Below are 24,467 nucleotides of genomic sequence, written 5' to 3' on the forward strand. Positions count from 1 at the left end.
GATTTGGAAAAACCGGGCATTATAACCATTGTCGGCCCGAGCAGGGCGCGGCGCACGTCGGAATCGCTAAAAACTCGGCCGATCCCGCTATATCCCGGCCAGCGGTGAACCGGCCGGCCATAGCCGACCGAAATCAAATCAGAATCCGTCGGCTAAATGCTGTCATGCCGAAACGCGGTGATGTAGGTGTAGCAGGTGCGGGCATCCTCGGCCAGTTCGAAAAAACCGATGCTGCGTTTGCGCCACGGAGAAAAATCCGGTTCGCCGTTGAGCCGGGATAAATCGCGAAAACCCATGTTCCAATTCGGAAAAATCCGCCGCTGCTGCGGCGCCTGCACTACCAAGTGGAAGTCTCGGTGGCGCGGATCGAGCTTTATCCTCTCGACCAACTGCAATACCGTTTTGCGCCTACCTTCCAATATCTGCATAAAACAACCATCCATGTACAACAGGCAACCGGTAATGCTTCTGGCGTTATTCGCCGCGCGGGTCCTTTCCAGCAGTGCGTCCAATTGGCTATCGCTAAACGGCCGGACCGCCCTGCTGACGTAAATCAGGAAAAACAGCGGCGGCTCGGCCCCTACCAGCGACTGCTCCTGGAGCTCGTGGCTAAACCGGTCGATAAACATCGGCTCTTCCAACGGCCGATGAAATAGGTAACCCTGAATGTAGTCGCAGCCCAATGCGCGCAGTTCCAGTAACTGCTCGATATTTTCGACGCCTTCGGCAACCAGCTTCAAGCCCAAGGCCCGCGCCAAACCGACAATGGCGCGATTCACGGCCCGGTTTTCCGACTGGGTTTCGATACCGTCCACAAACGCCCTATCGATTTTCAACACATTGACCGGCAGCCGGGTCAATTGCGCCAGCGACGAATAGCCGGTACCGAAATCGTCTACCGCCACCCGCATCCCCAAATCGGCCAATCGTTGCAATACGCGCAAATTGTTGTCGATATCGGCCATCAACGAGGTTTCGGTAATTTCCAACAAAATACGCCGCGGGTCGGCGCCGGTTTCCCGCAGAATCTCGGCAAAATCCTCGGCCAGACTTTGTTCGCTCAACTGCCGGGCCGATACATTCACCGAAATATAGGCCGGCGCCGAGTCGGACCAGCGCCGGCGCCAGTCGAATTCGGCCCGGCACGCCTGGCGGAAAACCCATAAACCCAGCGCCACAATCGCACCGGTCATCTCGGCTATCGGAATAAAAATCGCCGGCGAAATTTCGCCCTCCTGCGGAAACCAGCGCAGCAAAAGTTCGGCGCCGACGATCCGGCCGCTATCGGCGCAAACTATCGGCTGAAACCTGGGCGACAATTCGTTGCGTTCTATCGCCAACCGCAAACCTTGAGTCACCGACAGGCGCTGGCGAACCTTTTGTTCGAGGCTGTCGTTGAAGAAATGCCAACCGTCGCGGCCTTTTTGCTTCACCTCGTACATCGCGGTATCGGCATAGCGCAACAAGTCATCGGTGGAATGGGTGGAACCGTGGCCGGCGGCAATACCGATACTGGCCGTCACATACAAGGAATGTCCGTTTAACGCCATCGGTTGGCGTAACGCGGCATTGATGCGCTCGGCAATCAAAGACAGTGCCGTCGGTTGATCGATTTGTTCGCACAGCACCACGAACTCGTCGCCGGCCAGACGGGCCAGCGTATCGCCCGGGCGTATCAGTTCCCGCAAACGCGCGGCGATAGTTTTCAGCAGCGCATCGCCCATCTCGTGGCCGTAGGTATCGTTGATCAGTTTGAAATCGTCGAGATCGACAAATAACAGCGCGACGTTGGCGCCATGCCGGCGCGAACGCTGCAAGGCACTGGCCAAACGTTCGCGGATCAGCGCCCGATTGGGCAAGCCGGTCAGATTGTCGTGCGTGGCCTGCCACAGCAATTCCTCCTCGGCCTGTTTGCGGCTGGAAATGTCGCGTAGCGTCACGACCAACATCCATTGCTCGCCGAAACGGACTTTACCGATCGAAGCTTCCAACGGAAAAAACGAGCCGTCCTTGCGGTAACCGGCCAGTTCTCCGCGCCCACCCATATTGCGTTGCGTCTCGTCGCTTTCGACAAACCGCTTGACCAGTTCGGCGTGGCGCTGGCGAAAATGCGGCGGCAGCAATAAGTGCACCGACATACCCAAAATTTCCGCGCCCGAATAGCCGAACATTTTGCAGGCGTTGACGTTGGCTTCGGTGATGATGCCGTTTTCGTCGGCCGCCAGAATCGCCATATCGGCAATAGACAATATCTGCTGCGCGGCATTCGATTGGGCCAATACCGACTTGGCCCCCTGCATGACCTGGCCGGTATCCTGCGGAGACGGCGGCGAAATATGCAATTCGGCGGCTTGGCGACTATAGCGCTCCGGTATACGCGGCGGATTCAGCTCGAAACGCTCGACAATACGGAAGCTGCCGTCGGCGTTACAGCGCGCCAAATAGGTATTCACCCAGGCATGATGGGTTTCCGCATCCATGCTGACGTTGCCCTGCGGCGCAGTAACGCTGACCGTTTCCAAAGCATCCACCAAGGCTTCGTTGGCGGTGGAACCGGCTTGCTCGACGGCTTTAGCGAAAGCTTTCACGCAAACGTAGGTCGCTTCGCCGAAGTTAGTCAATATGCCGTTGCCGTTCGGCCAAATGCCGTCGATACCGGGTTCGGCGGCTAACTTTTGAAAATAAGTCCGATTTTCCTCGCGATCCAGCGACATGAAATAAGTGTTGCTGGAATAAAAGCCTTCCCGCACGTGAGCCGGCAACAGGCTCGCCAATACTTCGTCGAAATGCCCCATCACTACCGCCATGTGCTTCTTCAAGCCCATCTCGGCGAAACCGGTCAACAATTTGAGTTGATCGATGCCGGCGAAATAAGGTACGAATACATCGGCTCCGGAGCAGGCGACCAGTTCCAGCAGGGCGTTGATCTCGTCGCCACTGGCGCCTATCGGCAGATATTCTTCGCCGACCACATCGCCATCGAGTTTGTGCAGGCAACGTTTGGCCGCATCGATGGAGCCGCGCGGCCATTCGTAATTATTGCCGGCAAAAAACATTTTCAGCCCGTAGTGCTCGGCCATGTACGGAATCATCTTGTCGATCTGCTGGTTCGGCAGTGCGGCGAAATGAAAGAAATAACGGCTGAAAATACTGCCTTCGTAAAACGAGAAATTCAGATAGGGAATCTTTTCCGGTTCGGCCACTTGGCTGGCGACGGCAATCCGGGAACTGGACAATAAATTGCCGATGATTGCCACGCAGCGGTGCTCGCTGACCAAGCGCCGCGCGGCAGGCACCGCGGTCTGCGGCAAACTGCCGTCGTCCTCGACGATCAACTCCAGCGGCCGGCCCAACAAACCTCCGCTGCGGTTGACTTCGGCACAGGCGATCCGGGCGGCGTGGATGATTTCGCTGCCGTATATCGCCACCACGCCGGTCAGCGGCGGCATTAAGCCCAGACGAATCGGCTCAGTTGATGGTAATGAATCCACTATGCTTGTTCCCAATCGATAAATCTCGCAATTAACCTGAATTTGACAATGGTATTGTCCTTAGCGACGCCTTATAACCGAATCGCCCCGGACTGACAATCCGCCCGCCTTACCGAAAAAACGGCCGGACTGTACTGCCCAGGCAAAAGCTTAGCCCTTCCCGGCGGCCATGGCGCTTGCCGGCCGCATATCCGCAATCCGGGTTTGTCTGGGGAAGTGGCGCGATAACCAGCTGCTCGACAGCGCCACCCGGATCAGACTGCGATCCGCTGTCCGGCCGACGCAAGTCGTAACTCTCTGTAAGAAAGCCCCACAACCATATAAAAAACTTGAGTTATCCGATTTTGAGCCGGCCATTCTTTGAGAGTATGATAACCCCAGCAATCGGCTGGTTAAGTCATCAGCAAGAATGACGGAGCCTGTGCTGTTCATGCCGTTGGTTGCCAACTCAATTCCTGTCACAACCGCATACAAGAAAGGAAGGATATGAACAATCTGACTGAAGAAGAACGCAAAAAAATCCTGGAGAGCTCGCCGGTCGGCACCTGGGCCTTGATGTTGATCGTCGGCGGCGGCATGGTGATCGCCTGGTTGCTGATGTATTACGGGGTGTTCCTGCCTCGCGGCCATATCGGTTAGGGGGACACCATGCATATTGACCAACTGGAAAAAAGATGGGCCGGCATCGCCTTGGGCATCGCCGGCTTTTTTGTCGCGGTGATTCTGGGCTCCGCCCTATTTCACGGCATCCACGCGCCGAGCAACGTCGAGACCATCGATTCGGCGAAACTGCACCTGTCGGAAGAATTTGCCGAAGATAAACTCGGCGCCAGCACCAACCCGGACGGCAGCGTCACGGTGCGGATGGTGGCCGGGCGCTACGGTTTTTATCCGAAAACCTTGACCCTGCCGGCGGAAACCAAACTCACGTTCCGCTGGGTCAGCCTGGACGTGATCCACGGCGTGCATATCCCGATGACTAACATGAGTACGATGATCGTGCCGGGTTACGTCGCCCAGGTCCAAACCGAACTGCACCACGCCGGCGATTATCCGCTGCTGTGCAACGAATACTGCGGCATGGGCCACGCGCATATGTGGAGCAATATCAAGGTGGTCAGCAAAGCGCAATGGGAAGCGCTCAACACACAACGGGGAGCAAACCATGGATAACAGCGTAGAGAAAAAATTGGCGCTAACCCATTTCTGGGTTGCGTTCGGCGCCTTCGGGCTGGCCGCGGTGATGGGCTTGTATCAAGTCATCGAACGCAGCGGCTTCTTCGGCTTTTTGGAATCGCGCGAGGTCTATTACGCCTCGGTCAGCACCCACGGCGTGCTGATGGGCTTTGTGTTGACCACCTTCTTCATCATGGGCTTCGGTTACTACGTCGCCACCAGTAGCTTGAAACTGCCGGTGTGGAATAAAACCTTCGCCTGGACCGGTTTCGGCGTGGCGCTGGCCGGCGTGGTGATGGCCGCGCTGCCGTTGCTGTTCGGCCAGGCCTCGGTCCTGTTTACCTTTTACCCGCCGTTGAAGGCGCATCCGTTGTTCTATATCGGCGCTACCTTGTTGGTGGTCGGCTCCTGGTTCTGGTGCGTGTCGATGATTGTGATGTACGTGCAATGGAAAAAAGCCAATCCCGGCGTGCCGGTGCCGCTGGCGATGTTCGCCACCACCGGCAACGCCATCCTGTGGTTGTGGACCAGCGCCGGCGTCGCCGCGGAAGTCTTGTTCCAATTGATTCCGTGGGCGTTGGGCTGGATCGATACCATCGATGCCGGCTTGGCTCGCACGCTGTTCGCCTGGACCTTGCACCCCATCGTCTACTTCTGGCTGATTCCGTCCTACACCGCGTTTTACTGCCTGGTGCCAAAACAGGCCGGCGGCTTTCTGTTCAGCGACGAGATGGCCCGCGCCGCCTTTATCCTGTTGGTGGTGTTCAGCTTGCCGATCGGCTTCCACCATTTGTACATGGACCCGGAACAAGGCCACGGCTGGAAACTGCTGCACGCGGTCGGCACCTTCGTCGTCACGCTGCCGACCTTCATCACCGGCTTTACCGTGATTGCCTCGCTGGAAATCGCCGGCAGACTGAACGGCGGCAAAGGCCTGTTCGGCTGGATCGCGGCGCTGCCGTGGAGCAACCCGCTGGTGCTGGCCTTGATCCTGGGCTTATTGATGTTGATCTTCGGCGGCTTCGGCGGCCTGATCAATGCCAGTTACGCGATGAACGCGATGGTGCATAACACCGCCTGGATTTCCGGCCATTTCCATCTGATCTTCGGCGGCACCACCGTGATCATGTATTTCGGTATCGCCTATTACTTCTGGCCGGTGTTGAGCGGCAAACCGCTGTACTGCCCGTCTCTGGCAATCGCCCAACTGTGGAGCTGGTTTATCGGCATGATCATCATGACCACGCCCTGGCACATTTTAGGCCTGCTCGGCCAACCGCGCCGGATCGACAGCGTGCACTACAACAACCTGCTGACGCTGTCATGGGAACCGTACGAGGTGACGATGATATTCGGCGGCCTGATTCTGCTGGGCTCGGCCGGCTTGCTGGTTTATATCTTGTATAAAACCCAGATTAGCCAGGAAAGCTATCAAGGCGACATCGAGTACGCCGAACCGATCCATGCCGTGAAGGATTTGCCCGGCTATCTGAACAGCTTCGGCTTGTGGAACGCCATCATCGCCGTATTCATGTTGATTGCCTTCGGTTATCCGATTCTGCAATTCTTCTTGATGGAAACCTTTGGTTCAGGCAGATGGGGGGTCTGATCATGAAAAAACTGATACTTACTACAGCCTTGCTGCTGCCGACCGCATTAGCGGCGCAACCTTCGTCGCAAGTGGCCTGGACGGCCGACGAGCTGAATTTTGTCAAAGCCGGCAATCCGCAGAAAGGCCAGGAGCTGGCCAAAAACTGCGGGGGCTGCCACGGCGAAAGCGGCATCAGCACCATGCCCGGTACGCCGTCGCTGGCCGGCCAGTTGCCGACCTACCTGTACAAGCAATTGCGCGATTACGCCGACGGCAGCCGCGACAATCCGATGATGTCCGGCCCGGCCAAATCGTTGAGCAAGCAGGACGCCGCCGACTTGGCCGTTTGGTTTTCCAGCCGGCCGCCGGCGTTCAAGTCGCGCAGCCCCATGGTTTACGAACAGGCGGAAAAGCTGGTAACCCAAGGCAGCAACGACCGGATATTGCCGCCGTGCGAAGTGTGCCACGGCGGTAACGGCCAAGGCCAGGAAATGGATACGCCGGCCCTGGCCGGCCAAAATGCCGAGTATTTGGTCACTACCTTGAAGGCCTTCAAAACCGGCAGTCGCCATAACGACATCTACAGCCGGATGCGTTTAATCGCCGAAGCGCTTAGCGAAGACGAAATCAACGAGTTGGGCTTCTTTTACCAAAACGTCAATAAATAACCGGGCGCCGGGCGGCCGCGACATTGCGGCCGCCCGTTTACGCCCGCTCCGCCAATTCAGCGACCGGATAGCTTATGTCCACCGATTCCAATATTCCCGTTAAGTATGCCTACAAGGGCGCAAACCTGATCAGCTTCGGCACCAGTATCAAACTGTTGTTCACCGGCTACCTGGTCACGATCGGCGCCGGCTACCTGATGGCGCTGACCCAGATTTTATTTACCCACGGCATGGCCGACGGCAAATTCGGTTTGTCGCTGGACGATATCGTCTACAGCTACTACGGCGACCGCTCCGGTTCGGTGTTGGAATCCAAACTCAACGGATCGATGAAAATGAACGCGCCGGACCAGGAGCGGTTCAAGATTATCCAATGGGTGCGCGACGGTGCCGACGAAGCAAAATACAACGCCGACATCAAACCGATCGTCGAAAAGAACTGCGTGATCTGCCACAATGCCAACGCCGGTTCGTTGCCGGACTTTTCCAAATTCGAAGCCTTGAAAAAGGCTTCCGAATCCAGCGAAGGCGCCACCTTTGCGTCGCTGACCCGCTTGTCGCACATTCATTTATTCGGCATCAGCTTCATTTTCATGTTCGTCGGCGTGATCTTCAGCTTCAGTACCGGCGTACCGTGTAAATACAAATATCCGGCTATCGTCATGCCCTACTTGTTTTTGCTGGTCGATATCGCCTCGTGGTGGCTGACTAAACTGAACCCGCACTTTGCCTGGCTGGTCATCGTCGCCGGCGCCGGCCTCGGCATTTCCTTCGCCTTCATGTGGACCGTGTCGATGTACCAGATGTGGATACTGGGCGGCGTGCTGAAACAGTCCGACCGGCGCAATGCGGTGTTGCGGGATTAGCCTTAAATTGTTATTCGGGATGGGTGCGGATAACGCCCATCCTTTTCGATTACCGACCACGACCGTATAGTACCTATCACCGGACTGAAGGATTTGTAACGGCAAATCCGGCCTGCTCCACCGATTTCCCTATTCCCCGACTATCACTTGCCCGCTATCTTCGGGCAACCTCTGCGGCAAACCCAGAATTCTGTATACAATTGGGCCAATCCAAAATCACCGGGAAAGGCAATGCCAGCGACCTATATCAACGACCAATGGGTGCAACAAGACCAACTGGGACTGGGGCGGGCCGGCGACGAACTGGCGCGCATGAGCCTGGAAGTCAATCCGCCTTTCACCATCGGGATTACCGGCAAATGGGGTTGCGGCAAAACCAGCGTAATGCGCAGGGCTTTCGCTACCCTGGGTGGTAAACCGATCAGCCAAGGGTTACGGCTGGGCCAAGACAAAATCGAGTTAAATGAAACCACATTGTCCGAATTAAACAGTTTGCGGCACCGTTTCGAAAATGGCCGGAGAAATTTCGCTCTCGATTGGACCACGGACTTACATAATGTTGCGGACCAGAGTCTAAGCATATGGTATTCCCCTTGGCAGCATCAGGAATCAGCTAACCCATTAATTCCACTGTTACAGGAAATCCGGGCTCAATACCAAGTTAAGCGTCGAATTCTGGAAAACGGCAGACAACTCAACCGGCAAGGCGGATTGGCGGCTTTGACTTTGATAGAGCACGTCATCGACGCCGCGATCAGTTTTACCAGCGGTAAACCCGTCAAAGCCGCCGTCGGCGTTAGCGAAAACGTGCGCAAGGCCTGGAATGAGAACAATCCGGAAAACCTGGCTAAACCGAGCGACGGCCAACGCTTCCATCTATTGTTCGAAGATGCTATCGAAAATTTGTTGGACGACCTGAATGGTTCAAGCCGCAAAAAACTGAGCTATGAAGCCCGCCTGATCGTCTTTATCGACGACTTGGATCGCTGCGAGGAGAAAGCTGTGGTGGCCTTATTGGAAGCGATCAAGCTCTACCTGGGCACCAGCCGCTGCGTATTTATTTTGGGAGTTGACGACGTCGCGGTCGGCGACGCGTTGAAACGCCACTGGCAAGGCCGCAGCGACGACAACAACCGCGAGTATCTGGAAAAACTGTTTCAGGCCACGCTTCCGGTGCCGCAACCGCAACCCAAACAGGTGCGGGCGTTGATCCTACAACAACTGGAAAGCCACGGCTTTCCCGCCGACGCAAGGGAAGCCTTGGCAAACGATATCGAAGCTCTGCTGGAACCCAATCCGCGCAAAGTGAAAAACTTTTTGAACAGTCTCTGCATCAACTGGCAGATGCTGCGCTGCAAGGCCATGAAGGAAGCGGAGAACTGCCGGCGTCTGGTCATGTTCCAGTATTTGCGAGTCAACCATCGCCCGGTATGGCGCCTGCTGGAACGCGAGCCGGTGTTGTTGCAACTGCTGCTTCGCGTATTCACCGATAGCACGGATCCGTTGAACATAGACTCCAAAAGTTTAAGCACGGACGAATTACGTCTAACCCGCGAAATATTTTCCCGCTCCTTCGCCCACGTGTTGAAACACGACGATGGCAAAGACATGAAACTGCATCGCAGCCAATCCCTCGATGCCGCGGTAGACAAGGCCCTGGAGCGCCTGGACCGGCGCCGCTCCGACCAATATTTCGTCGAGTGGATGAAGCAGACTGTTTCTCCCAACGAAAGCCTGCCTGCCATGTATTTGCAAATCACCGATACCGACTAAGCCATGGCAGATTTCAATAGCCCCGCCGAACAAAACGCCAGAATGCAGGCCAGAGCCGGCTATTTTCGTTGGCTCAACAAGCATTACGGTAATGCAGAACTTGCGGAAATAACCGACGAGCCGGAACCGATCAGTTTGCGCCAAATCTTCGTGCCGATGCGGGTCAGCCGTAAGAAGCGTTCGGAAACCAACATGGCGCCGCCGGAAAAAGTCGTCGAATTGGAAACCCCGGACCGGCTCAGGGGCGAGGATGCTTTCGATTTGGTTGCGGAAAGTTCGTTCGTTTGCCTGTCCGGTCTCCCCGGCAGCGGCAAAACCACGCTGACCAAAGCCTTGGTCGGCGAGCTATGCGGCAGCCATCCGAGCCGGCTGCGCACAACGCTGCAAGGGCAACGCGGCATAGCGCCGATTCCTATCGTTCTGCGCGACATTGCCGGCATCGACACTATCCACAGTCTCGAGGAATTGATGGAAGCTTGGTGGCGCAATCTGCAGCGGCAGGCGGCACAGAGCGACAGCCTGGACATTGCCCGGCTGCGCGCCAGTTTCTCGACCGAAGGCGACGCTTTCCCGTTGTTGTTGTTGTTCGACGGTCTGGACGAAACCGGCGGCCCCGACCTACGCCAAGCCCTGCTGGATATGGCAATCGCCGCGCACAACCATGGCGGCCACCGGGTGGTCGTCACAGGCCGCCCGAGCGGCTTCGAGGGCCTGGATATCCCTTATTTGGTATCGAAGGAAGCGGACAATATCGGAAAAATTCGGTGGGCTAAAACCCGGCGCGAAACGGTTGGCATCAACTTAACCAAAGACTGCCTTTACCATTTATTACCGTTGGCCTGGCCGCAAATCGAAAATTTCATCGACAGTTGGTACCGCTTGCGGCCGGAATGGGCAATCAAACGCAACGAAGGCAGTGCCCACTTTCTGGAGGCACTTAAAGATCCGCAGCGCGATTATCTGCTGACGCTGGCTAGGCGCCCGATTTTTTTGACCTTGATGGCACTGGTGCATTGCACCCGTAACGAAATGCCGCACGGCCGGGCGGATTTGTACGAAGCCATCGTCGATCTCTACCTGAACCGCCAGGACCGCCACCGCCAACACGAAAACCGCCGCAATACCCAGGGCCATCAGTTGAAAGACTGGCCGACGCAGGAAAAGCGCCGGGTATTGGCCCGGATTGCCTACCAAAGCCAAGTGATGGGATCGGAAAATGCCGACGCCGGCACACATCCCGACCGGCGCCGGATTGTTTGGCAACGAGCCGACCTGGAAAGCTTTATTGCCGATTACCTGCTGGGGCGCGCCACTCTGGGCGGCATCCCCGCCGAAGACGCCAGCCAATTACTGGATTACTACCTGCACCCCGCCGGTTTACTGATCTCGCCGCGCAAAGGCGAAATTTGCTTTGCCCATTTGAGCTTTCAGGAATACCTGTGCGCGGAAGATATCCAGCGCCGGTTGGCCGGCACCCGCTTTGCCGACGTGTTTCGCGAGGATTTGGTACAACGCCTGGGCCAACCGGGCTGGGACGAGGTCGGCATGTTGTTGCTGGCCATGCAAAAAAGCCGTACAGATCAAGGCCATCTGGAATTGCTGGGAGTGTTGCCGCCGGACCAGGTAGGCGCTGTCGGCTTATTGGTCAGAGCGGTCTGCGGCAAGGAATTGGGACTGACGCCGGAACAGCAACGGGCTTGGCTGCCGGCATTGTTGATGTCTAGCCTCCGCCATCCCTATCTCGGATTAGGTCAACTCATGGGTCAATGCGACAGTCTGGCATCTCCCGGTTTGGAACAATTAATCCAATTATTTTTCCTCGCGGCAACGCCTGAAGAGCAATGGCAGGTCTTAGAATCAAAACTTAAGGAAAACATCTACTTAAACTGGACAGATGAATCAAAATCCGAAATCCGGCAAATTTGGTTAACTCAAGCATGGAACCCGGATGAGCCGGCGCCGGCATTGCGTCTTTACAGCTTGTTAAACCTTATTTCCGATACCAATTGGGGGCTTGGCAAAGAAGCTGATTATCCTCAAAGCATGCCAATCATCGACCCGAACACAGCATTAGAGGAAATATTGATTCCTACAATTAATAATGATCGTTTACTTTGGCAACGGAAGAAACATGGCGATATTGATATTTTCCCTCACCCTACAAGCGCTTGGTTAAAAATTGACGGGATATTGCCGATCACCGGTAGACTTTGGCAACGGATATTAGAATCAATTCCACCTGACTTCTGGTTTCTGCATGTAGAGAATTCTTATAGCGGCATGGCTTCGATACAATCGGCACTGTATCCAAAACAAACATTGCCAGTACGAACTAAATTGTCACTGGGTTTGTTCAATCTTTTGCTGCTCTGTGAATGTTTTCCCTTGATACAAGTTAAATTGGAACGAGCCAACTATCGAGTGGATTTTCTGGCACTTGCAACTAAAAGTGTTGGATCTCGGACAAGGTCACTCATCAGATGGGTAAATATTCTCCGATCAAAGCATCGATCTTGGCTCCGCACTCTGCTACCGATGATGTCATTTTTAAATATCGATTATTTTTCTGAACTACTCACATTTCCTCAAATCCGATCCGATTTTAAAATACTAAGTCACTTAGAAGAATGCAATAAGAAGCTGAAGTCAGGCGATTTGTCTGCTGATGTAAAAAATGCGTTCCATAAAGCTTTCGATTTATACGGCTACCGCTACTCCGCCCACGACTGGTTTACCGAGCAAGCCGAAAGCCCGGATTTGGCCCGCCGCCGCAGTTTGATCCCCGGCGAGCCATTGCCGCGCAGCCTGGGTTTGTTCGACGAGCGCGGGATACCGCTGGCGCGGCAGGATCGGCAATCATGGCTGGCGTTGCAAGCTTGGTTGAACGACGACGATGCCGTGTTGGCCTTCTTCTTCCCGGAAGGCCTCACTGCCGGAGACGACCGCCTGTTACGCAGCGATCTGGCGATTCTGAAACAACAACCCTGGTCGCCGCACGCTTTTCTCAGTGCCGCACTGGCCGAGTGGCCGGAGCAGCAACGCTACCGGGATTTCGGCTTAGAGACCGCTCAGCAAGAAATGTTGATGGCTTGCGAGCAATTTCTGGCGCAAACCGAAAGCGGTCCAGACCGGAACGAAACCTGATCGGACCGGTTATCGCCGATAAACCGACGCAACGGTCGGCGCGCCGCCACCGCGCCGGCTCACATCAACGGCAAGATCTGATCCAGCAATTTGCCGTTGGTGGCCAGGATTTGTTTGGGGAAGACGCCGGGATTGCCGGCGAAATCGGTCAGCGTGCCGCCGGCTTCCATCACGACCAAAGCGCCGCCGGCAACGTCGTAAAGATTCAGCTCCTGCTCCCAAAATGCATCGACTTGGCCGTCGGCGACGGTGCACAAGTCCAATGCCGCCGAGCCCAGGCGGCGTTGGCCGGTGGTGGCTTGGGCGATGCGGGCGAAACGGGCCAGGTTGTTGTCGGTTAAATATTGGCGCAAACAGGCAAAGCCGGTCGAGACCATGCTGGCACCGAGGTCGGTTTCGTCGGAGACGCGGATCGGTTGGCCGTTTTTCCAGGCGCCCTTGCCTTTCTCGGCGCAATAGTAATCGTCCAAGGCCGGGCCGTAGACCACGCCCATGACCAGTTCGCCGTCGATTTCCAACGCCACGCTGATGCCCCAATAATATTGGCCTTTGGAAAAAGAATGGGTGCCGTCGATCGGGTCGACGATCCAACGGCTGCTTTGGTTGGCGGTCTGGCCGCTCTCCTCGCCCCAAAAACCGTATTCCGGGCATCGTTCGGTCAACGCTTGTTTCAGATAGTTTTCGACGGCAACGTCGGCGTCGGTGACTAGATCGCGCGCGCTTTTTTTATTGACGGCCAGATTGGGCAGATCGTTGAAATAATTCATCGCCACGCTGCCGGCGGCGCGAATGATGGGTTCCAAGGCTTGGAGTGTGATTGGCATGGTGGTCTCGGCTTAAAATGTCGGTAGCGGGATGTTGGCACACCCCGCTGGTTTGAATCAGCCGGCTATTTTAACCCGCAATGCCGCCGTTTACAGATTGTGGTAGCCGGTCTCCTCGTGCAGCACGATATCCAGGCCTTGCTGTTCCTCGTCTTCCGTAACGCGCAAGCCGATCAGCAGATCCAGCGTTTTCAACAGGCCGTAACTGAAAACGGCGCTCCAGGCCGCGGTTACCAATACCGCCAGGGCTTGGACCGCCACCTGGTGGCCGATGCTGACGCCGTTCAAACCCAGGCCGCCGAAACTCTCGGCCGCGAATACCCCGGTCAAAATAGAACCGACGCAGCCGCCGACGCCATGGACCGGAAACACGTCCAACGAATCGTCGATTTTCAGACGGCGTTTGACGAATTGGGTGGCATAAAAGCAAACCCCGCCAGCCACCACGCCGATCGCCAATCCGCCGACCGGGCCAACGAAACCGGAGGCAGGCGTGATGGTGCCCAATCCGGCCACCATGCCGGTGACGATACCCAGCACGCTGGGCTTGCCGAAACGCAGCCATTCGATGGCCATCCAGGTCAGCGAGCCGGCCGCGGCGGCGATATGGGTTACCGCGATGGCCATACCGGCCGAGCCGTCCGCTTTCAGGGCGCTGCCGCCGTTGAAGCCGAACCAGCCGAACCAGAGCATGCCGGCGCCGGTCACGACCATCGTCATGTTGTGCGGCGGCATCGCCACGCTCGGGAAGCCTTTGCGCCGGCCCAGTACTAACGCCGCCACCAACGAGGCAACGCCGGCGTTGACGTGGATCACGATACCGCCGGCAAAGTCCTTGGCACCCAGCGCCGCCAACCAGCCGTTACCCCAGATCCAGTGGCAGATCGGCATGTAAACGAATACCAGCCACAATCCGCTAAACCAGAGCATGGCCGAAAATTTCATCCGCTCGGCAAAGGCGCCGACGATCAAGGCCGGCGTGATGATCGCGAACGTCATCTGGAACATGAAAAACACGGTTTCCGGAATGTCGCCGGTCAAGTTGCCGATCCCCATGTCCGGCAGAAATAGCTTGGACGCGCCGCCCAACCACGGTTGCCAGTCGCTGCCGTCGGCGAAGACAAAGCTGTAGACGCCGGCCAGCCAAAGCAGGGATACCAAACAGGTGATCGAAAAACATTGCATCAATACCGACAGCACGTTTTTGCTCCTGACCAGACCGCCGTAAAACAGCGACAGGCCGGGAATGGTCATGAATAATACCAATGCGGTCGAAGTCAGCACCCAAGCGGTATTGGCTTGGTTTAACTCATCGGCGGAAGCCGAAACGGGTATGGCCCAGGTGAAGGCGATGAGCGTCAACGCTCTTATAATTGTTGTCATGGTCTATCACGAAATGGTTGTGTTGTTTTTTGACGGGCTATAAACAACAAAATCGCCCTGGTCTGCGTTTTACCCGCAGACCAGGGCGATTTTTGCCGATCTTACGCCCGATCTTATTGTGTTATCGGTCGATCAAATCGCGTCTTCCCCGGTCTCGCCGGTTCTGATCCGAATGATTTGCTCCAAATTGGTGACGAAGATTTTGCCGTCGCCGATTTTGCCGGTATTGGCGGCTTTGACTATGGTTTCCACGGCCTGATCGACGATCTGCTCCGCGACTGCGATCTCCAATTTGACTTTCGGCAGAAAGTCCACCACATACTCGGCCCCGCGATACAGTTCGGTATGGCCTTTTTGCCGGCCGAAACCTTTGACTTCGGTCGCCGTGACTCCGGCCACGCCGATTTCGGACAGGGCCTCTCTGACGTCGTCCAATTTGAACGGTTTAATGATTGCTGTAATAAGTTTCATGCTATCCCCAATATTCGAATGGTTAACCAGCTGTTTCGTGACAGTTGCCGTCCATGATAAATAATTCCGCTGCATCTCACAATTTAGCTCGGTGCAGCTCTGCCGCGAAACCGGTGCCGGGTTGACGGGCAGCCTGCGAGAAGCTACCCGTCAATGCTCCGGCACCGCGGCGTCTATGCGTTACACGTGGTAAGCGGTCTCGCCGTGCTCGGTGACGTCCAGACCTTCGCGTTCGGTCGCTTCGCTGACGCGCAGACCCAGTGCCACGTCGGCAATTTTGAAAGCAATGAACGATACGACGCCGGACCAAACGATGGCCACACCGACACCCCAGGCTTGGCTGCCGAGTTGGGTCAATATGCTGTAGTCCGGAGCGGTAGCGTTGGTAACGTAATCCCACACGCCGGCACCGCCCAGGGCCGGGCTAGCCACGACGGCAGTACCCAGCGCACCGATAATGCCGCCGATACCGTGAACGCCGAACGCGTCCAACGAATCGTCGTAGTTCAACGCATGTTTCAGATAGGTAACCGACCAGAAGCAGACGGCGCCGACCACCAGGCCCAACGCAATCGAACCCATCGGCCCGGCCCAACCGCAGGCGGGGGTAATCGCCACCAGACCGGCGATCGCACCGGAAGTCGCGCCCAGCATGCTCGGTTTACCGCGCACCAGCCATTCCGCAGCCATCCAGGCCAGCGTCGCGGCGGCGGCGGCCAACAAGGTGTTCAAAAATACCATCGCCGCCAGGCCGTTGGCTTCCAAGTTGGAACCGGCATTGAAACCGAACCAGCCGATCCACAGCAAAGAAGCGCCGATCATGTTCATCGTGACGCTGTGCGGTGCGATGAATTCTTTGCCGTAGCCGATGCGTTTACCGATCATCAAGCAACCGACCAGGCCGGCGATACCGGCGTTAATGTGCACCACGGTGCCGCCGGCAAAATCCAACGCGCCTTTTTGGAACAGGAAGCCGGCGGTGGCACCGGCGGTTTCGGCGGCGGCGGCATCGGTGTAGGCATCCGGACCGGCCCAGAACCAGACCATGTGCGCCATCGGCAGATAGCAGAAACTGAACCACAACACGGTGAACAGCAATACCGCGGAAAACTTAACCCGCTCGGCAAACGCACCGATGATCAGTGCCGGAGTGATTGCCGAGAAAGTCAGCTGAAAGGCGATATAGATGTATTCGGGAACGTAAATGCCTTTGCTGAAAGTTCCCGCCATCGAATCCGGCGTAATGCCGCTGAGAAAAGCCTTACTGAAGCCGCCGAAGAAAGCGTTGCCCTCGGTGAAGGCGACGCTGTAGCCGTAGGTTGCCCACAGTATCGCCGTCAACGAGAAAATCACGAATACTTGCATCAAGATCGACAGCATGTTTTTCGCCCGCACCATACCGCCGTAGAACAAGGCCAGTCCCGGTATCACCATTAACGCAACCAATACGGTCGCCACTATCATCCAGGCGGTATCGCCTTTATTGACGGTGGCCTGTACCGCGGGCGCCGCCACTTCTTGAGCCCACGTTGCACCAGAAAGCCCGAACAGCGCCAGTAGCGCCATGCTTGATAAATATCTCATTGTTTGTTTCCCCATCTTGATGTTAAAGAGCTTCTTCGCCGGATTCGCCGGTTCTGATTCGAACCACCTGTTCCAAATCGGTGACAAAAATCTTGCCGTCGCCGATTTTGCCGGTATTGGCAACCTTGACTATGGCTTCGACGGCCTGGTCGAGCAGCGCGTCCGCAACCGCCACTTCGATTTTGGCCTTAGGTAAAAAATCGACGACGTATTCGGCGCCGCGATACAGTTCGGTATGGCCTTTCTGCCTGCCGAAACCCTTAACCTCGGTCACCGTTACGCCCGACACGCCGATATCCGACAGCGCCTCGCGCACATCGTCCAGCTTGAACGGCTTAACCACCGCTGTGATCAGTTTCATAGTTAAACACCTCGTTGCTTGAGTTAGTAAAATCCCGAAACCGACAAAGCATGATGCATGCCACTATTTATACCCATGATTTATAAGCGGTTGTAAGGATTACGCCTCGGAAACGAGATAGATTCGCACCTCAATGGTGCATTCGCTGAGGCGGCGCACCACTGCGACTCAGATCTTGATACTCCAAGTCAAACATCGTTGCTAAGTGGTCTCATCTGATTGATTTGCCTGCACGAACGGGAGCTGCACCAAAATGGATCGACAAGGCAAAATCGCACCGTTTAGGATCAAAAAAATCGGATATGCCGGACGTATCTTATTGATTTGTGCCAAAAATAAAATTGGCCCCAAAAATGCTAACTTTTATGCAGTAGTCACACACCAAGAGGTAAACCTATGAAAAAAGTCTTTCCATCACTCACGCTTGGCATTCGCGGCTCGTTGGCGGCGGTCATCGCGCTGTGCTGCGGCAGCGCCGTCGCCGAGACCTGGAGCCAGGCTTCCGGCTTGTTGGGCGCGGCTGGCATTGACCCCAACGAAACCAAATTCATGCAGGACCACAATCTGAAGTTGGGCGGATGGTTGAATTCCAGCGTTTCTGCAAACATGAACAGTAACGGCGACGGCTTCAACGGCCCCGTCACCTTCAACGACCGTACCGGCGAATTGCAACTGAATCAGCTTTACCTTTATCTGCAAAAAGCTGTCAACGTCAGCGGCGACGCCTTCGATATCGGTGGACGTTTCGACATCATGTACGGTACCGATGCAATTTTCACCCAAGCCTACGGCACGTCGTGGGCGGATATCGACAGAGGCAGTTGGGACCTGAATCTGAGCGGGCATGGCGAACGCTTCTACGGCTTGGCTCTGCCGCAGGCTTACGCCGAACTCAACCTGCCTATCGGTAACGGCATCGACGTCAAAATCGGCCACTTCTACACCATCATCGGCTACGAAGTCGTCACCGCACCGGATAACTTCTTCATTACCAAACCGTACACCATGCAATACGGCGAGCCGTTCACCCACACCGGGGTATTGGCAAGCTACGCCTTCAACCCGAATTGGAGCGTCTCGGCCGGCGCAGTCACCGGCAGCAATAGCGGCGGCTGGGACGGTAACTGGGACCGCCAACTCGGCAACTGGTCGTTCCTGGGTGGCGTGACCTGGACCAGCGACGATGCCGGAACCTCTTTGGCAGTGACATCCACCGCCGGCAAGACTGCGGAAGGCAATAATTCGTCCTGGGCCATGTACAGCGTGGTCGGCAAACACAACTTTACCGATAAATTGCATTTCATCATGCAACACGACCACGGTTTCGCCGAAAACGCGCCGACCGCGGGAGTAACCGGCGAGTGGTACGGCCTGAACCAATACCTGATTTACGATGTGACGGATAAATTCTCGGCCGGCCTGCGTGCCGAGTGGTTCAGAGACCACAACGGCCTGAGAGTCGGCGGCCCCGGCCGCTGCTTTGCCGCGCAAACCGCGGAACAAGGCACCATCAACGGCAACTATGCCTGCGATACCGCAGCATGGAGCGCCTACACGGCCGACAACGACCTGACCTCCAGCTACTACGGCATTACCGCCGGCGTCAGCTATAAACCGGCCAAGTGGTTGAACTTGCGTCCGAACGTTCGCTACGACATCACTGATGGCGCCAGAGCGTTCGACAACGGCACCCGTCAGAGCCAGTTCCTGTTTACCGCAGACGTGGTCGTGACTTTCTAAGCCGGACAGGCGGGTTTTAACGCGCTTCCAGGGTGGGTTAGGCGCCCTGGAAGCTTTGATTTTTCTGGCCCTTGCTAGCAATTGATGCTATCGTAACTGCCGGTGTTTTTAACCCTAAAACAATAACCATCCACTAGGAGATTTTGGCCGATGTCAGTAGATCACGTTCTTAAACTCATCCAAGAAAACGACGTCAAATTCGTCGATTTCCGCTTCTGCGATACCCGCGGCAAGGAACAACACGTCACCTTCCCTGCGCATACCATCGACGAAGACACCTTCGAAGAAGGCAACATGTTCGACGGTTCGTCGATCGCCGGTTGGAAACACATTAACGAATCCGACATGATTCTGATGCCGGACCCCAGCACCGCCAAAATCGATCCGTTTTTCGACGATAAAACCCTGATCTTGCGCTGCGACATCATCGAACCGAAAGACATGCAAGGCTATGTTCGCGACCCGCGCTCTATCGCCAAACGCGCCGAAGCTTACATGCAATCGACCGGTATCGCCGACACCGCGTTGTTCGGACCGGAAAACGAATTCTTCATTTTCGACGACGTGCGCTGGAGCGCCGGCATGGGCGGCTGCTCATACCAAATCGACTCCGAAGAAGCCGGCTGGAACTCGGAAAAAGTCTACGAAAACGGTAACATCGGCCACCGTCCAGGCATTAAAGGCGGTTACTTCCCCGTCCCGCCAGTCGATTCCTTCCAGGACATGCGCTCCGCGATGTGCTTGGTTCTGGAAGAAATGGGCCAAACCGTCGAAGTTCACCACCACGAAGTGGCGACTGCCGGCCAATGCGAAATCGGCTCCAAATTCAACACCCTGGTCAGAAAAGCCGACGAAGTGTTGGAACTGAAATACGTCATCGCCAACATCGCCCATGCTTACGGCAAAACCGCGACTTTCATGCCTAAACCGCTGGTAGGCGACAACGGCAGCGGCATGCACGTCCACCAATCTTTGGCTAAAGGCGGCGTCAACCTGTTCACCGGCAACCTGTACGGCGGCCTGTCAGAAACGGCGCTGTACTACATCGGCGGCATCATCAAACACGCCAAAGCCCTGAACGCAATCACCAACGCCTCAACCAACAGCTACAAACGTCTGGTTCCCGGCTTCGAAGCGCCTGTGATGCTGGCATACTCAGCGCGTAACCGCTCTGCCTCCATCCGTATTCCTTACGTCAACAATCCGAAAGGCCGCCGTATCGAAGTACGTTTCCCGGATTCAACCGCTAACCCATACTTGGCGTTCTCCGCCATGTTGATGGCGGGCCTGGACGGCATCCAAAACAAAATCCATCCGGGCGATGCGATGGACAAAGATTTGTACGATCTGCCACCGGAAGAAGAAAAAGCCATCCCACAAGTCGCCTTCTCTCTGGACGAAGCGCTGGATGCACTGGACAAAGACCGCGAGTTCTTGACCCGCGGCGGCGTATTCACCGACGACGTGATCGACGGCTACATCGAGCTGAAAAAACAGGATGTTACCCGCCTGCGCATGAGCACTCACCCGGTTGAGCTGGACATGTACTACAGCTTGTAAGATGTAGGACTGTTTCAGACAGTCCCGCATATTCCCAGAACCCCGCAAGCGTCAAGGCTTAGCGGGGTTTTTTATGCCTCTCGCCGCCTCCATCCCCAAACCGCCATGCTCCGCATTATTTCCGCCAACTTGAACGGTATCCGTTCCGCAGCTAATAAAGGTTTTTACCAATGGCTTCGCAACCAGAATGCCGATTTCGTTTGCCTGCAGGAACTGAAAGCTCAAGCCGCCGACCTAACTGCCCAGATGCTGAATCCGGACGGCCTGCACGGCTACTTCCATTACGCCGAGAAAAAAGGCTACAGCGGCGTCGGCATTTATAGCAAAACGCCGGCCGATGCCGTTATCGAAGGCCTGGGATACGCCGATATCGACAGCGAAGGCCGCTATTTGGAGATCCGGGTCGGCAACTTGTCTATCGTCTCGCTGTACCTGCCGTCCGGATCCAGCGGCGAAGAACGCCAGGCGATCAAATTCAGCGTGATGGAGCGATTTTTCCCACATTTGGCAGAGCTAATCGGCAGCGGCCGCGAGGTTGTGGTTTGCGGCGACTGGAATATTGCGCATCGGCCGGCCGATCTGAAAAACTGGCGCGGCAATCAAAAGAATTCCGGCTTTTTGCCGGAAGAACGGGCCTGGATGACGCGGGTGCTGGACGAATTGGGCTGGGTGGACACTTACCGTTATTTGCATCCCGACGCCACCGACGACTGTTACACTTGGTGGAGCAACCGCGGCCAGGCTTGGGCCAAGAATGTGGGATGGCGCATCGATTACCAGATCGCCACACCGGGAATCGGCGGCAAAGCGACGGCCGCGCAAATCTACAAGCAACAGCGTTTCAGCGACCACGCGCCACTGACCATCGACTACCTGCCCTGATTCCAAACAAACGCTCAATCATGAAGGATGCCGCTCGTGCCGTGCCTCGATTAACCCTATCGCACGCAGCCCTCAGAACAAGACCAACAAGGCCAATCGGCGCTCGGCCTAAACCTGCATCGAGCTGATGTTTGCCGAACCCTGAGCGGTCCAGTATCTGCCCGAAAAAATTTCCGCCGCACCGACGAGCCGGTGCTAGACGAATCGGCAAGCACCAGCAGAGCGCACCATTATGGTGCTATTGCTCCAGCATATGCACTAAAATAGCAGGCTCATCGAGCACTTTACCTGAAAAGGCGCGCCGGGCCTAAGATTCAGGGCGTTGGCGTACATATTGCTTTAATTGGTCAGGACTTTTAAGGATATCCGTTTCCAGTGCACAAAAAAATACTCGACCACTTAAACGAAGCAATCCTGCTATTCGATAAGGATTTGCGGCTGATCTACATTAACCCGGCGGGCGAGATGCTGTTGGCGGACAGCGCCAAGCATTTGCTTGGCCATACCGCGCACAAATTATTCAAAACCGCACACAACAGTCTATTTAATGAATTACTGCCGCGCTTGTATATGCTGGAGCCTCTGGTCGATAGAGAACTGATCCTAGAGCGGCTCAACCAGTCGATTACCGTGAACCTCAGTGCAACGCCGTTGTTGGAAGACGGCGAACTCAGCGAGATCTTGATAGAGCTGCAGCAGGTGGACCGGCATTTGCGTATTACCAAGGAAGAGCAATTGCTGGCCCAGCAAAACACCAGTCGGATGCTGGTGCGCGGTTTGGCCCATGAAATCAAGAATCCGCTCGGCGGCCTCCGCGGTGCGGCGCAATTGCTGGATTTGGAATTGCAAGACCCGGAACTGAAGGAATACACCCAAATCATCATCGCCGAGTCCGACCGTTTGCAGGATCTGATGGACAAAATGCTGGGCCCGAACAAGCCGGCCAATAAAAGCTTGCTGAACATTCACGAAGTGCTGGAACGCGTCCGCCATCTGGTGGCGGCGGAATCGACCAAAGGCATCGTACTGCAAACCAACTACGATCCGAGTATTCCGGAGATTTTCGCCGACAAAAACCAATTGATTCAGGCGTTGTTGAACATCGTCCGCAATGCGGTGCAGGCCTTACAGAACGACGGCCGGATTACGATCAAGACCCGGGTGCAACGGCATATGACGATAGGCCGCAAACGTTACCGGCTGACGGTAAAAATAGACATCATCGACAATGGTCCCGGCATCAAACCCGAGCTGATGGGACAAATTTTTTACCCGATGATCACCGGCCGCGCCGAAGGAACCGGGCTGGGCCTGTCGATCGCGCAATCCTTGATCAACCAGCATAACGGCCTGATCGAATGCGAAAGCGAACCCGGCCACACCGTGTTTTCCATCTACCTACCTTTGGAGAAAAATCATGCAAATTCCTGACAAGGTCTGGATTGTCGATGATGACAAATCCATCCGCTGGGTACTTGAAAAAGCCCTGCAGAAAGCCGGAGCCAGTACCCAGAGCTTCTCCAATGCCGGCGAATTGTTGAAATCGCTGCCCCAGGGTTTGCCGCACGTGCTAATTACCGACATCCGCATGCCGGGCATGGACGGTTTCGAATTGCTGCGCAACATACAAAACAGTTATCCCGAGCTGCCGGTCATCGTAATGACCGCGCACTCGGATCTGGAAAGCGCGGTTTCGGCATTCCACGGCGGCGCTTTCGAATACCTGCCCAAACCCTTCGATGTCACCGAAGTCGTCGAAACGGTACAGCGCGCCTGCGCCCATAGCCGGCAACGCCACAGCGACAATAGCCAGGAACAGGACCGGGTGCAGGAGACGCCGGAAATCATCGGCGAAGCGCCGGCGATGCAAGAAGTGTTTCGCGCCATCGGCCGCCTGGCCCGTTCTCACATTACCGTCCTGATCAACGGCGAATCCGGCACCGGCAAGGAACTGGTGGCGAAAGCTCTGCACCGGCATAGCCCACGCGCCGACCAGCCTTTCATTGCGTTGAACATGGCGGCGATTCCGAAAGATTTGATGGAGTCCGAACTGTTCGGCCATGAAAAAGGCGCGTTTACCGGCGCCCAAGCCCGCCGCATCGGCCGCTTCGAACAAGCCAACAACGGCACGCTGTTTCTGGACGAAATCGGCGACATGCCGGCCGAATTGCAAACCCGATTATTGCGGGTGCTGGCGGACAATGAATTTTATCCGGTCGGCGCGCATACTTCGGTCAAGGTCAACGTCCGCATCATTGCCGCCACTCACCAGGATTTGGAGGCGCTGGTCGCCCAAGGCCGGTTCAGGGAAGATTTATTTCACCGCTTGAACGTGATCCGCATCCATATTCCGCCGTTGCGCGAGCGGCGGCAGGACATCGGTTTGCTGATGCGGCATTACCTGTACCAAAGCGCGAAAGAATTGAACACCGAAATTAAGGTGTTAAAACCCGATACCGAGGCCTTCCTCAGCACCTTGCGCTGGCCGGGCAACGTGCGCCAGTTGGAAAACATTTGCCGTTGGCTGACAGTAATGGCATCCGGGCGCGAAATCCATATCGAAGACCTGCCTCCCGAGTTGAGCCACAGCCACGCCGAAACGGCTACTAGCGAATCCGGCAGCGGCGATTGGGAAAGCCAATTCAAGACCTGGATCAAGCAGCAGCTAACGTCCGGCAAAGTCGACATCGCCAAACATGCGATTCCGTCGGTCGAAACCCTATTGATCGAAGCCGCGTTGAACCATACCCATGGCCGTAAACACGAGGCCGCCTTGTTATTGGGCTACGGCCGCAACACGCTGACCCGCAAAATCAAGGAGCTCGATATCAAGGAATAAGCCGCGGCACGGGGCCGCGCTTCATCCATCCCCTGCCCCAGACTTGCCGGCGGCTTCCGGCAGGTTTTTTTCTCCTATTAAGGCCATCGGTGTATACTCCCGCCGTCTGATGAA

General features: G+C 56.0%; 19 protein-coding genes. 13 read left to right on the forward strand and 6 right to left on the reverse strand.

The features are described from left to right. Positions 1-152: 152 nt before the first annotated feature. A complete protein-coding gene (locus VXJ35_RS15055; protein WP_231914754.1) occupies positions 153-3,491 on the reverse strand; it encodes an EAL domain-containing protein in 3,339 nt (1,112 codons plus the stop codon). A gap of 486 nt (positions 3,492-3,977) precedes the next feature. Here VXJ35_RS15055 and VXJ35_RS15060 point away from each other — a divergent pair, with 486 nt between their 5' ends. The 7 genes from VXJ35_RS15060 to VXJ35_RS15090 all read left to right on the forward strand — a co-directional run bounded on the left by VXJ35_RS15060 (position 3,978) and on the right by VXJ35_RS15090 (position 12,709). Further along, entirely contained in the window at positions 3,978-4,130 is a 153-nt protein-coding gene (locus tag VXJ35_RS15060; protein ID WP_054758538.1) for a hypothetical protein, read from the forward strand. 9 nt (positions 4,131-4,139) lie between these two features. Beyond that, entirely contained in the window at positions 4,140-4,664 is a 525-nt protein-coding gene (locus VXJ35_RS15065; RefSeq protein WP_064022193.1) for a cytochrome C oxidase subunit II, read from the forward strand. Next, complete coding sequence (locus VXJ35_RS15070; RefSeq protein ID WP_064022194.1) at positions 4,657-6,276, forward strand: b(o/a)3-type cytochrome-c oxidase subunit 1; 1,620 nt, start codon at positions 4,657-4,659, stop codon at positions 6,274-6,276. The genes VXJ35_RS15065 and VXJ35_RS15070 overlap by 8 nt, the downstream gene beginning before the upstream one ends. A 2-nt stretch (positions 6,277-6,278) precedes the next feature. Continuing rightward, on the forward strand, positions 6,279-6,926 hold the full coding sequence (locus VXJ35_RS15075; protein WP_064022195.1) for a cytochrome c: 648 nt from the start codon (positions 6,279-6,281) through the stop codon (positions 6,924-6,926). A gap of 74 nt (positions 6,927-7,000) precedes the next feature. Then, entirely contained in the window at positions 7,001-7,792 is a 792-nt protein-coding gene (locus VXJ35_RS15080; RefSeq protein ID WP_064022196.1) for a hypothetical protein, read from the forward strand. A 231-nt stretch (positions 7,793-8,023) separates the two neighbouring features. Continuing rightward, positions 8,024-9,565: a P-loop NTPase fold protein gene (locus VXJ35_RS15085; RefSeq protein WP_064022197.1), complete on the forward strand. Its 1,542-nt coding sequence runs from the start codon at positions 8,024-8,026 to the stop codon at positions 9,563-9,565. A gap of 3 nt (positions 9,566-9,568) precedes the next feature. After that, positions 9,569-12,709, forward strand: a complete 3,141-nt coding sequence (locus tag VXJ35_RS15090) for an NACHT domain-containing NTPase (protein WP_064022198.1) — start codon at positions 9,569-9,571, stop codon at positions 12,707-12,709. Positions 12,710-12,768: 59 nt separating this feature from the next. Here the strand turns inward: VXJ35_RS15090 and VXJ35_RS15095 are convergent, their stop codons facing one another. Both VXJ35_RS15095 and VXJ35_RS15100 read right to left on the reverse strand, forming a co-directional pair. Beyond that, positions 12,769-13,533, reverse strand: a complete 765-nt coding sequence (locus VXJ35_RS15095) for an inositol monophosphatase family protein (RefSeq protein ID WP_064022199.1) — start codon at positions 13,531-13,533, stop codon at positions 12,769-12,771. Between the two features lie 90 nt (positions 13,534-13,623). Next, positions 13,624-14,787, reverse strand: coding sequence for an ammonium transporter (locus VXJ35_RS15100; RefSeq protein WP_408953914.1), 1,164 nt, complete (start codon positions 14,785-14,787; stop codon positions 13,624-13,626). On the opposite strand from VXJ35_RS15100, the gene VXJ35_RS15105 reads away from it, so the two are divergent. Next, on the forward strand, positions 14,786-14,959 hold the full coding sequence (locus VXJ35_RS15105; RefSeq protein WP_231879379.1) for a hypothetical protein: 174 nt from the start codon (positions 14,786-14,788) through the stop codon (positions 14,957-14,959). The two genes, VXJ35_RS15100 and VXJ35_RS15105, sit on opposite strands and share 2 nt — an antisense overlap. A gap of 89 nt (positions 14,960-15,048) precedes the next feature. Here VXJ35_RS15105 and VXJ35_RS15110 read toward each other — a convergent pair whose 3' ends face one another. The 3 genes from VXJ35_RS15110 to VXJ35_RS15120 all read right to left on the reverse strand — a co-directional run bounded on the left by VXJ35_RS15110 (position 15,049) and on the right by VXJ35_RS15120 (position 17,332). Continuing rightward, positions 15,049-15,387: a P-II family nitrogen regulator gene (locus tag VXJ35_RS15110; protein WP_054758601.1), complete on the reverse strand. Its 339-nt coding sequence runs from the start codon at positions 15,385-15,387 to the stop codon at positions 15,049-15,051. A 180-nt stretch (positions 15,388-15,567) separates the two neighbouring features. Then, a complete protein-coding gene (locus VXJ35_RS15115) occupies positions 15,568-16,971 on the reverse strand; it encodes an ammonium transporter (protein ID WP_064023540.1) in 1,404 nt (467 codons plus the stop codon). 22 nt (positions 16,972-16,993) lie between these two features. Further along, positions 16,994-17,332, reverse strand: coding sequence for a P-II family nitrogen regulator (locus tag VXJ35_RS15120; protein ID WP_054758519.1), 339 nt, complete (start codon positions 17,330-17,332; stop codon positions 16,994-16,996). A 396-nt stretch (positions 17,333-17,728) separates the two neighbouring features. Between VXJ35_RS15120 and VXJ35_RS15125 the strand changes: the two genes are divergently transcribed. The 5 genes from VXJ35_RS15125 (at position 17,729) to ntrC (ending at position 24,353) form a co-directional block, all read left to right on the forward strand. After that, positions 17,729-19,072 carry a porin gene (locus tag VXJ35_RS15125; protein WP_231914755.1) on the forward strand — a complete coding sequence of 448 codons (1,344 nt, stop codon included), beginning with the start codon at positions 17,729-17,731 and terminating at the stop codon, positions 19,070-19,072. A 150-nt stretch (positions 19,073-19,222) separates the two neighbouring features. Then, a complete protein-coding gene (gene glnA, locus VXJ35_RS15130) occupies positions 19,223-20,632 on the forward strand; it encodes a glutamate--ammonia ligase (protein WP_064022201.1) in 1,410 nt (469 codons plus the stop codon). A gap of 105 nt (positions 20,633-20,737) precedes the next feature. Next, the gene (locus VXJ35_RS15135) at positions 20,738-21,514 is read left to right on the forward strand and encodes an exodeoxyribonuclease III (protein WP_064022202.1); all 777 of its coding nucleotides are present in this window, start codon (positions 20,738-20,740) and stop codon (positions 21,512-21,514) included. 375 nt (positions 21,515-21,889) lie between these two features. Continuing rightward, a complete protein-coding gene (glnL, locus tag VXJ35_RS15140) occupies positions 21,890-22,945 on the forward strand; it encodes a nitrogen regulation protein NR(II) (RefSeq protein WP_064022203.1) in 1,056 nt (351 codons plus the stop codon). Continuing rightward, positions 22,932-24,353 (forward strand): nitrogen regulation protein NR(I), encoded by a 1,422-nt coding sequence (ntrC, locus tag VXJ35_RS15145; protein ID WP_064022204.1) that lies wholly within the window; start codon positions 22,932-22,934, stop codon positions 24,351-24,353. Before glnL ends, ntrC begins: the two co-directional genes overlap by 14 nt. The last annotated feature ends 114 nt before the right edge of the window (positions 24,354-24,467 follow it).

This window comes from Methylomonas sp. DH-1, assembly GCF_046097555.1.
GTDB lineage: Bacteria > Pseudomonadota > Gammaproteobacteria > Methylococcales > Methylomonadaceae > Methylomonas > Methylomonas koyamae.

Excerpts from the sequence above, each read along its gene's own strand:
- VXJ35_RS15060 (WP_054758538.1), top strand. The coding sequence starts at position 3,978 with ATGAACAATCTGACTGAAGAAGAACGCAAAAAAATCCTGGAGAGCTCG.
- VXJ35_RS15065 (WP_064022193.1), top strand. The coding sequence starts at position 4,140 with ATGCATATTGACCAACTGGAAAAAAGATGGGCCGGCATCGCCTTGGGC.
- VXJ35_RS15070 (WP_064022194.1), top strand. The coding sequence starts at position 4,657 with ATGGATAACAGCGTAGAGAAAAAATTGGCGCTAACCCATTTCTGGGTT.
- VXJ35_RS15075 (WP_064022195.1), top strand. The coding sequence starts at position 6,279 with ATGAAAAAACTGATACTTACTACAGCCTTGCTGCTGCCGACCGCATTA.
- VXJ35_RS15080 (WP_064022196.1), top strand. The coding sequence starts at position 7,001 with ATGTCCACCGATTCCAATATTCCCGTTAAGTATGCCTACAAGGGCGCA.
- VXJ35_RS15085 (WP_064022197.1), top strand. The coding sequence starts at position 8,024 with ATGCCAGCGACCTATATCAACGACCAATGGGTGCAACAAGACCAACTG.
- VXJ35_RS15090 (WP_064022198.1), top strand. The coding sequence starts at position 9,569 with ATGGCAGATTTCAATAGCCCCGCCGAACAAAACGCCAGAATGCAGGCC.
- VXJ35_RS15095 (WP_064022199.1), bottom strand. The coding sequence starts at position 13,533 with ATGCCAATCACACTCCAAGCCTTGGAACCCATCATTCGCGCCGCCGGC.
- VXJ35_RS15105 (WP_231879379.1), top strand. The coding sequence starts at position 14,786 with ATGAATAATACCAATGCGGTCGAAGTCAGCACCCAAGCGGTATTGGCT.
- VXJ35_RS15100 (WP_408953914.1), bottom strand. The coding sequence starts at position 14,787 with ATGACCATTCCCGGCCTGTCGCTGTTTTACGGCGGTCTGGTCAGGAGC.
- VXJ35_RS15110 (WP_054758601.1), bottom strand. The coding sequence starts at position 15,387 with ATGAAACTTATTACAGCAATCATTAAACCGTTCAAATTGGACGACGTC.
- VXJ35_RS15115 (WP_064023540.1), bottom strand. The coding sequence starts at position 16,971 with ATGAGATATTTATCAAGCATGGCGCTACTGGCGCTGTTCGGGCTTTCT.
- VXJ35_RS15120 (WP_054758519.1), bottom strand. The coding sequence starts at position 17,332 with ATGAAACTGATCACAGCGGTGGTTAAGCCGTTCAAGCTGGACGATGTG.
- VXJ35_RS15125 (WP_231914755.1), top strand. The coding sequence starts at position 17,729 with ATGAAAAAAGTCTTTCCATCACTCACGCTTGGCATTCGCGGCTCGTTG.
- glnA (WP_064022201.1), top strand. The coding sequence starts at position 19,223 with ATGTCAGTAGATCACGTTCTTAAACTCATCCAAGAAAACGACGTCAAA.
- VXJ35_RS15135 (WP_064022202.1), top strand. The coding sequence starts at position 20,738 with ATGCTCCGCATTATTTCCGCCAACTTGAACGGTATCCGTTCCGCAGCT.
- ntrC (WP_064022204.1), top strand. The coding sequence starts at position 22,932 with ATGCAAATTCCTGACAAGGTCTGGATTGTCGATGATGACAAATCCATC.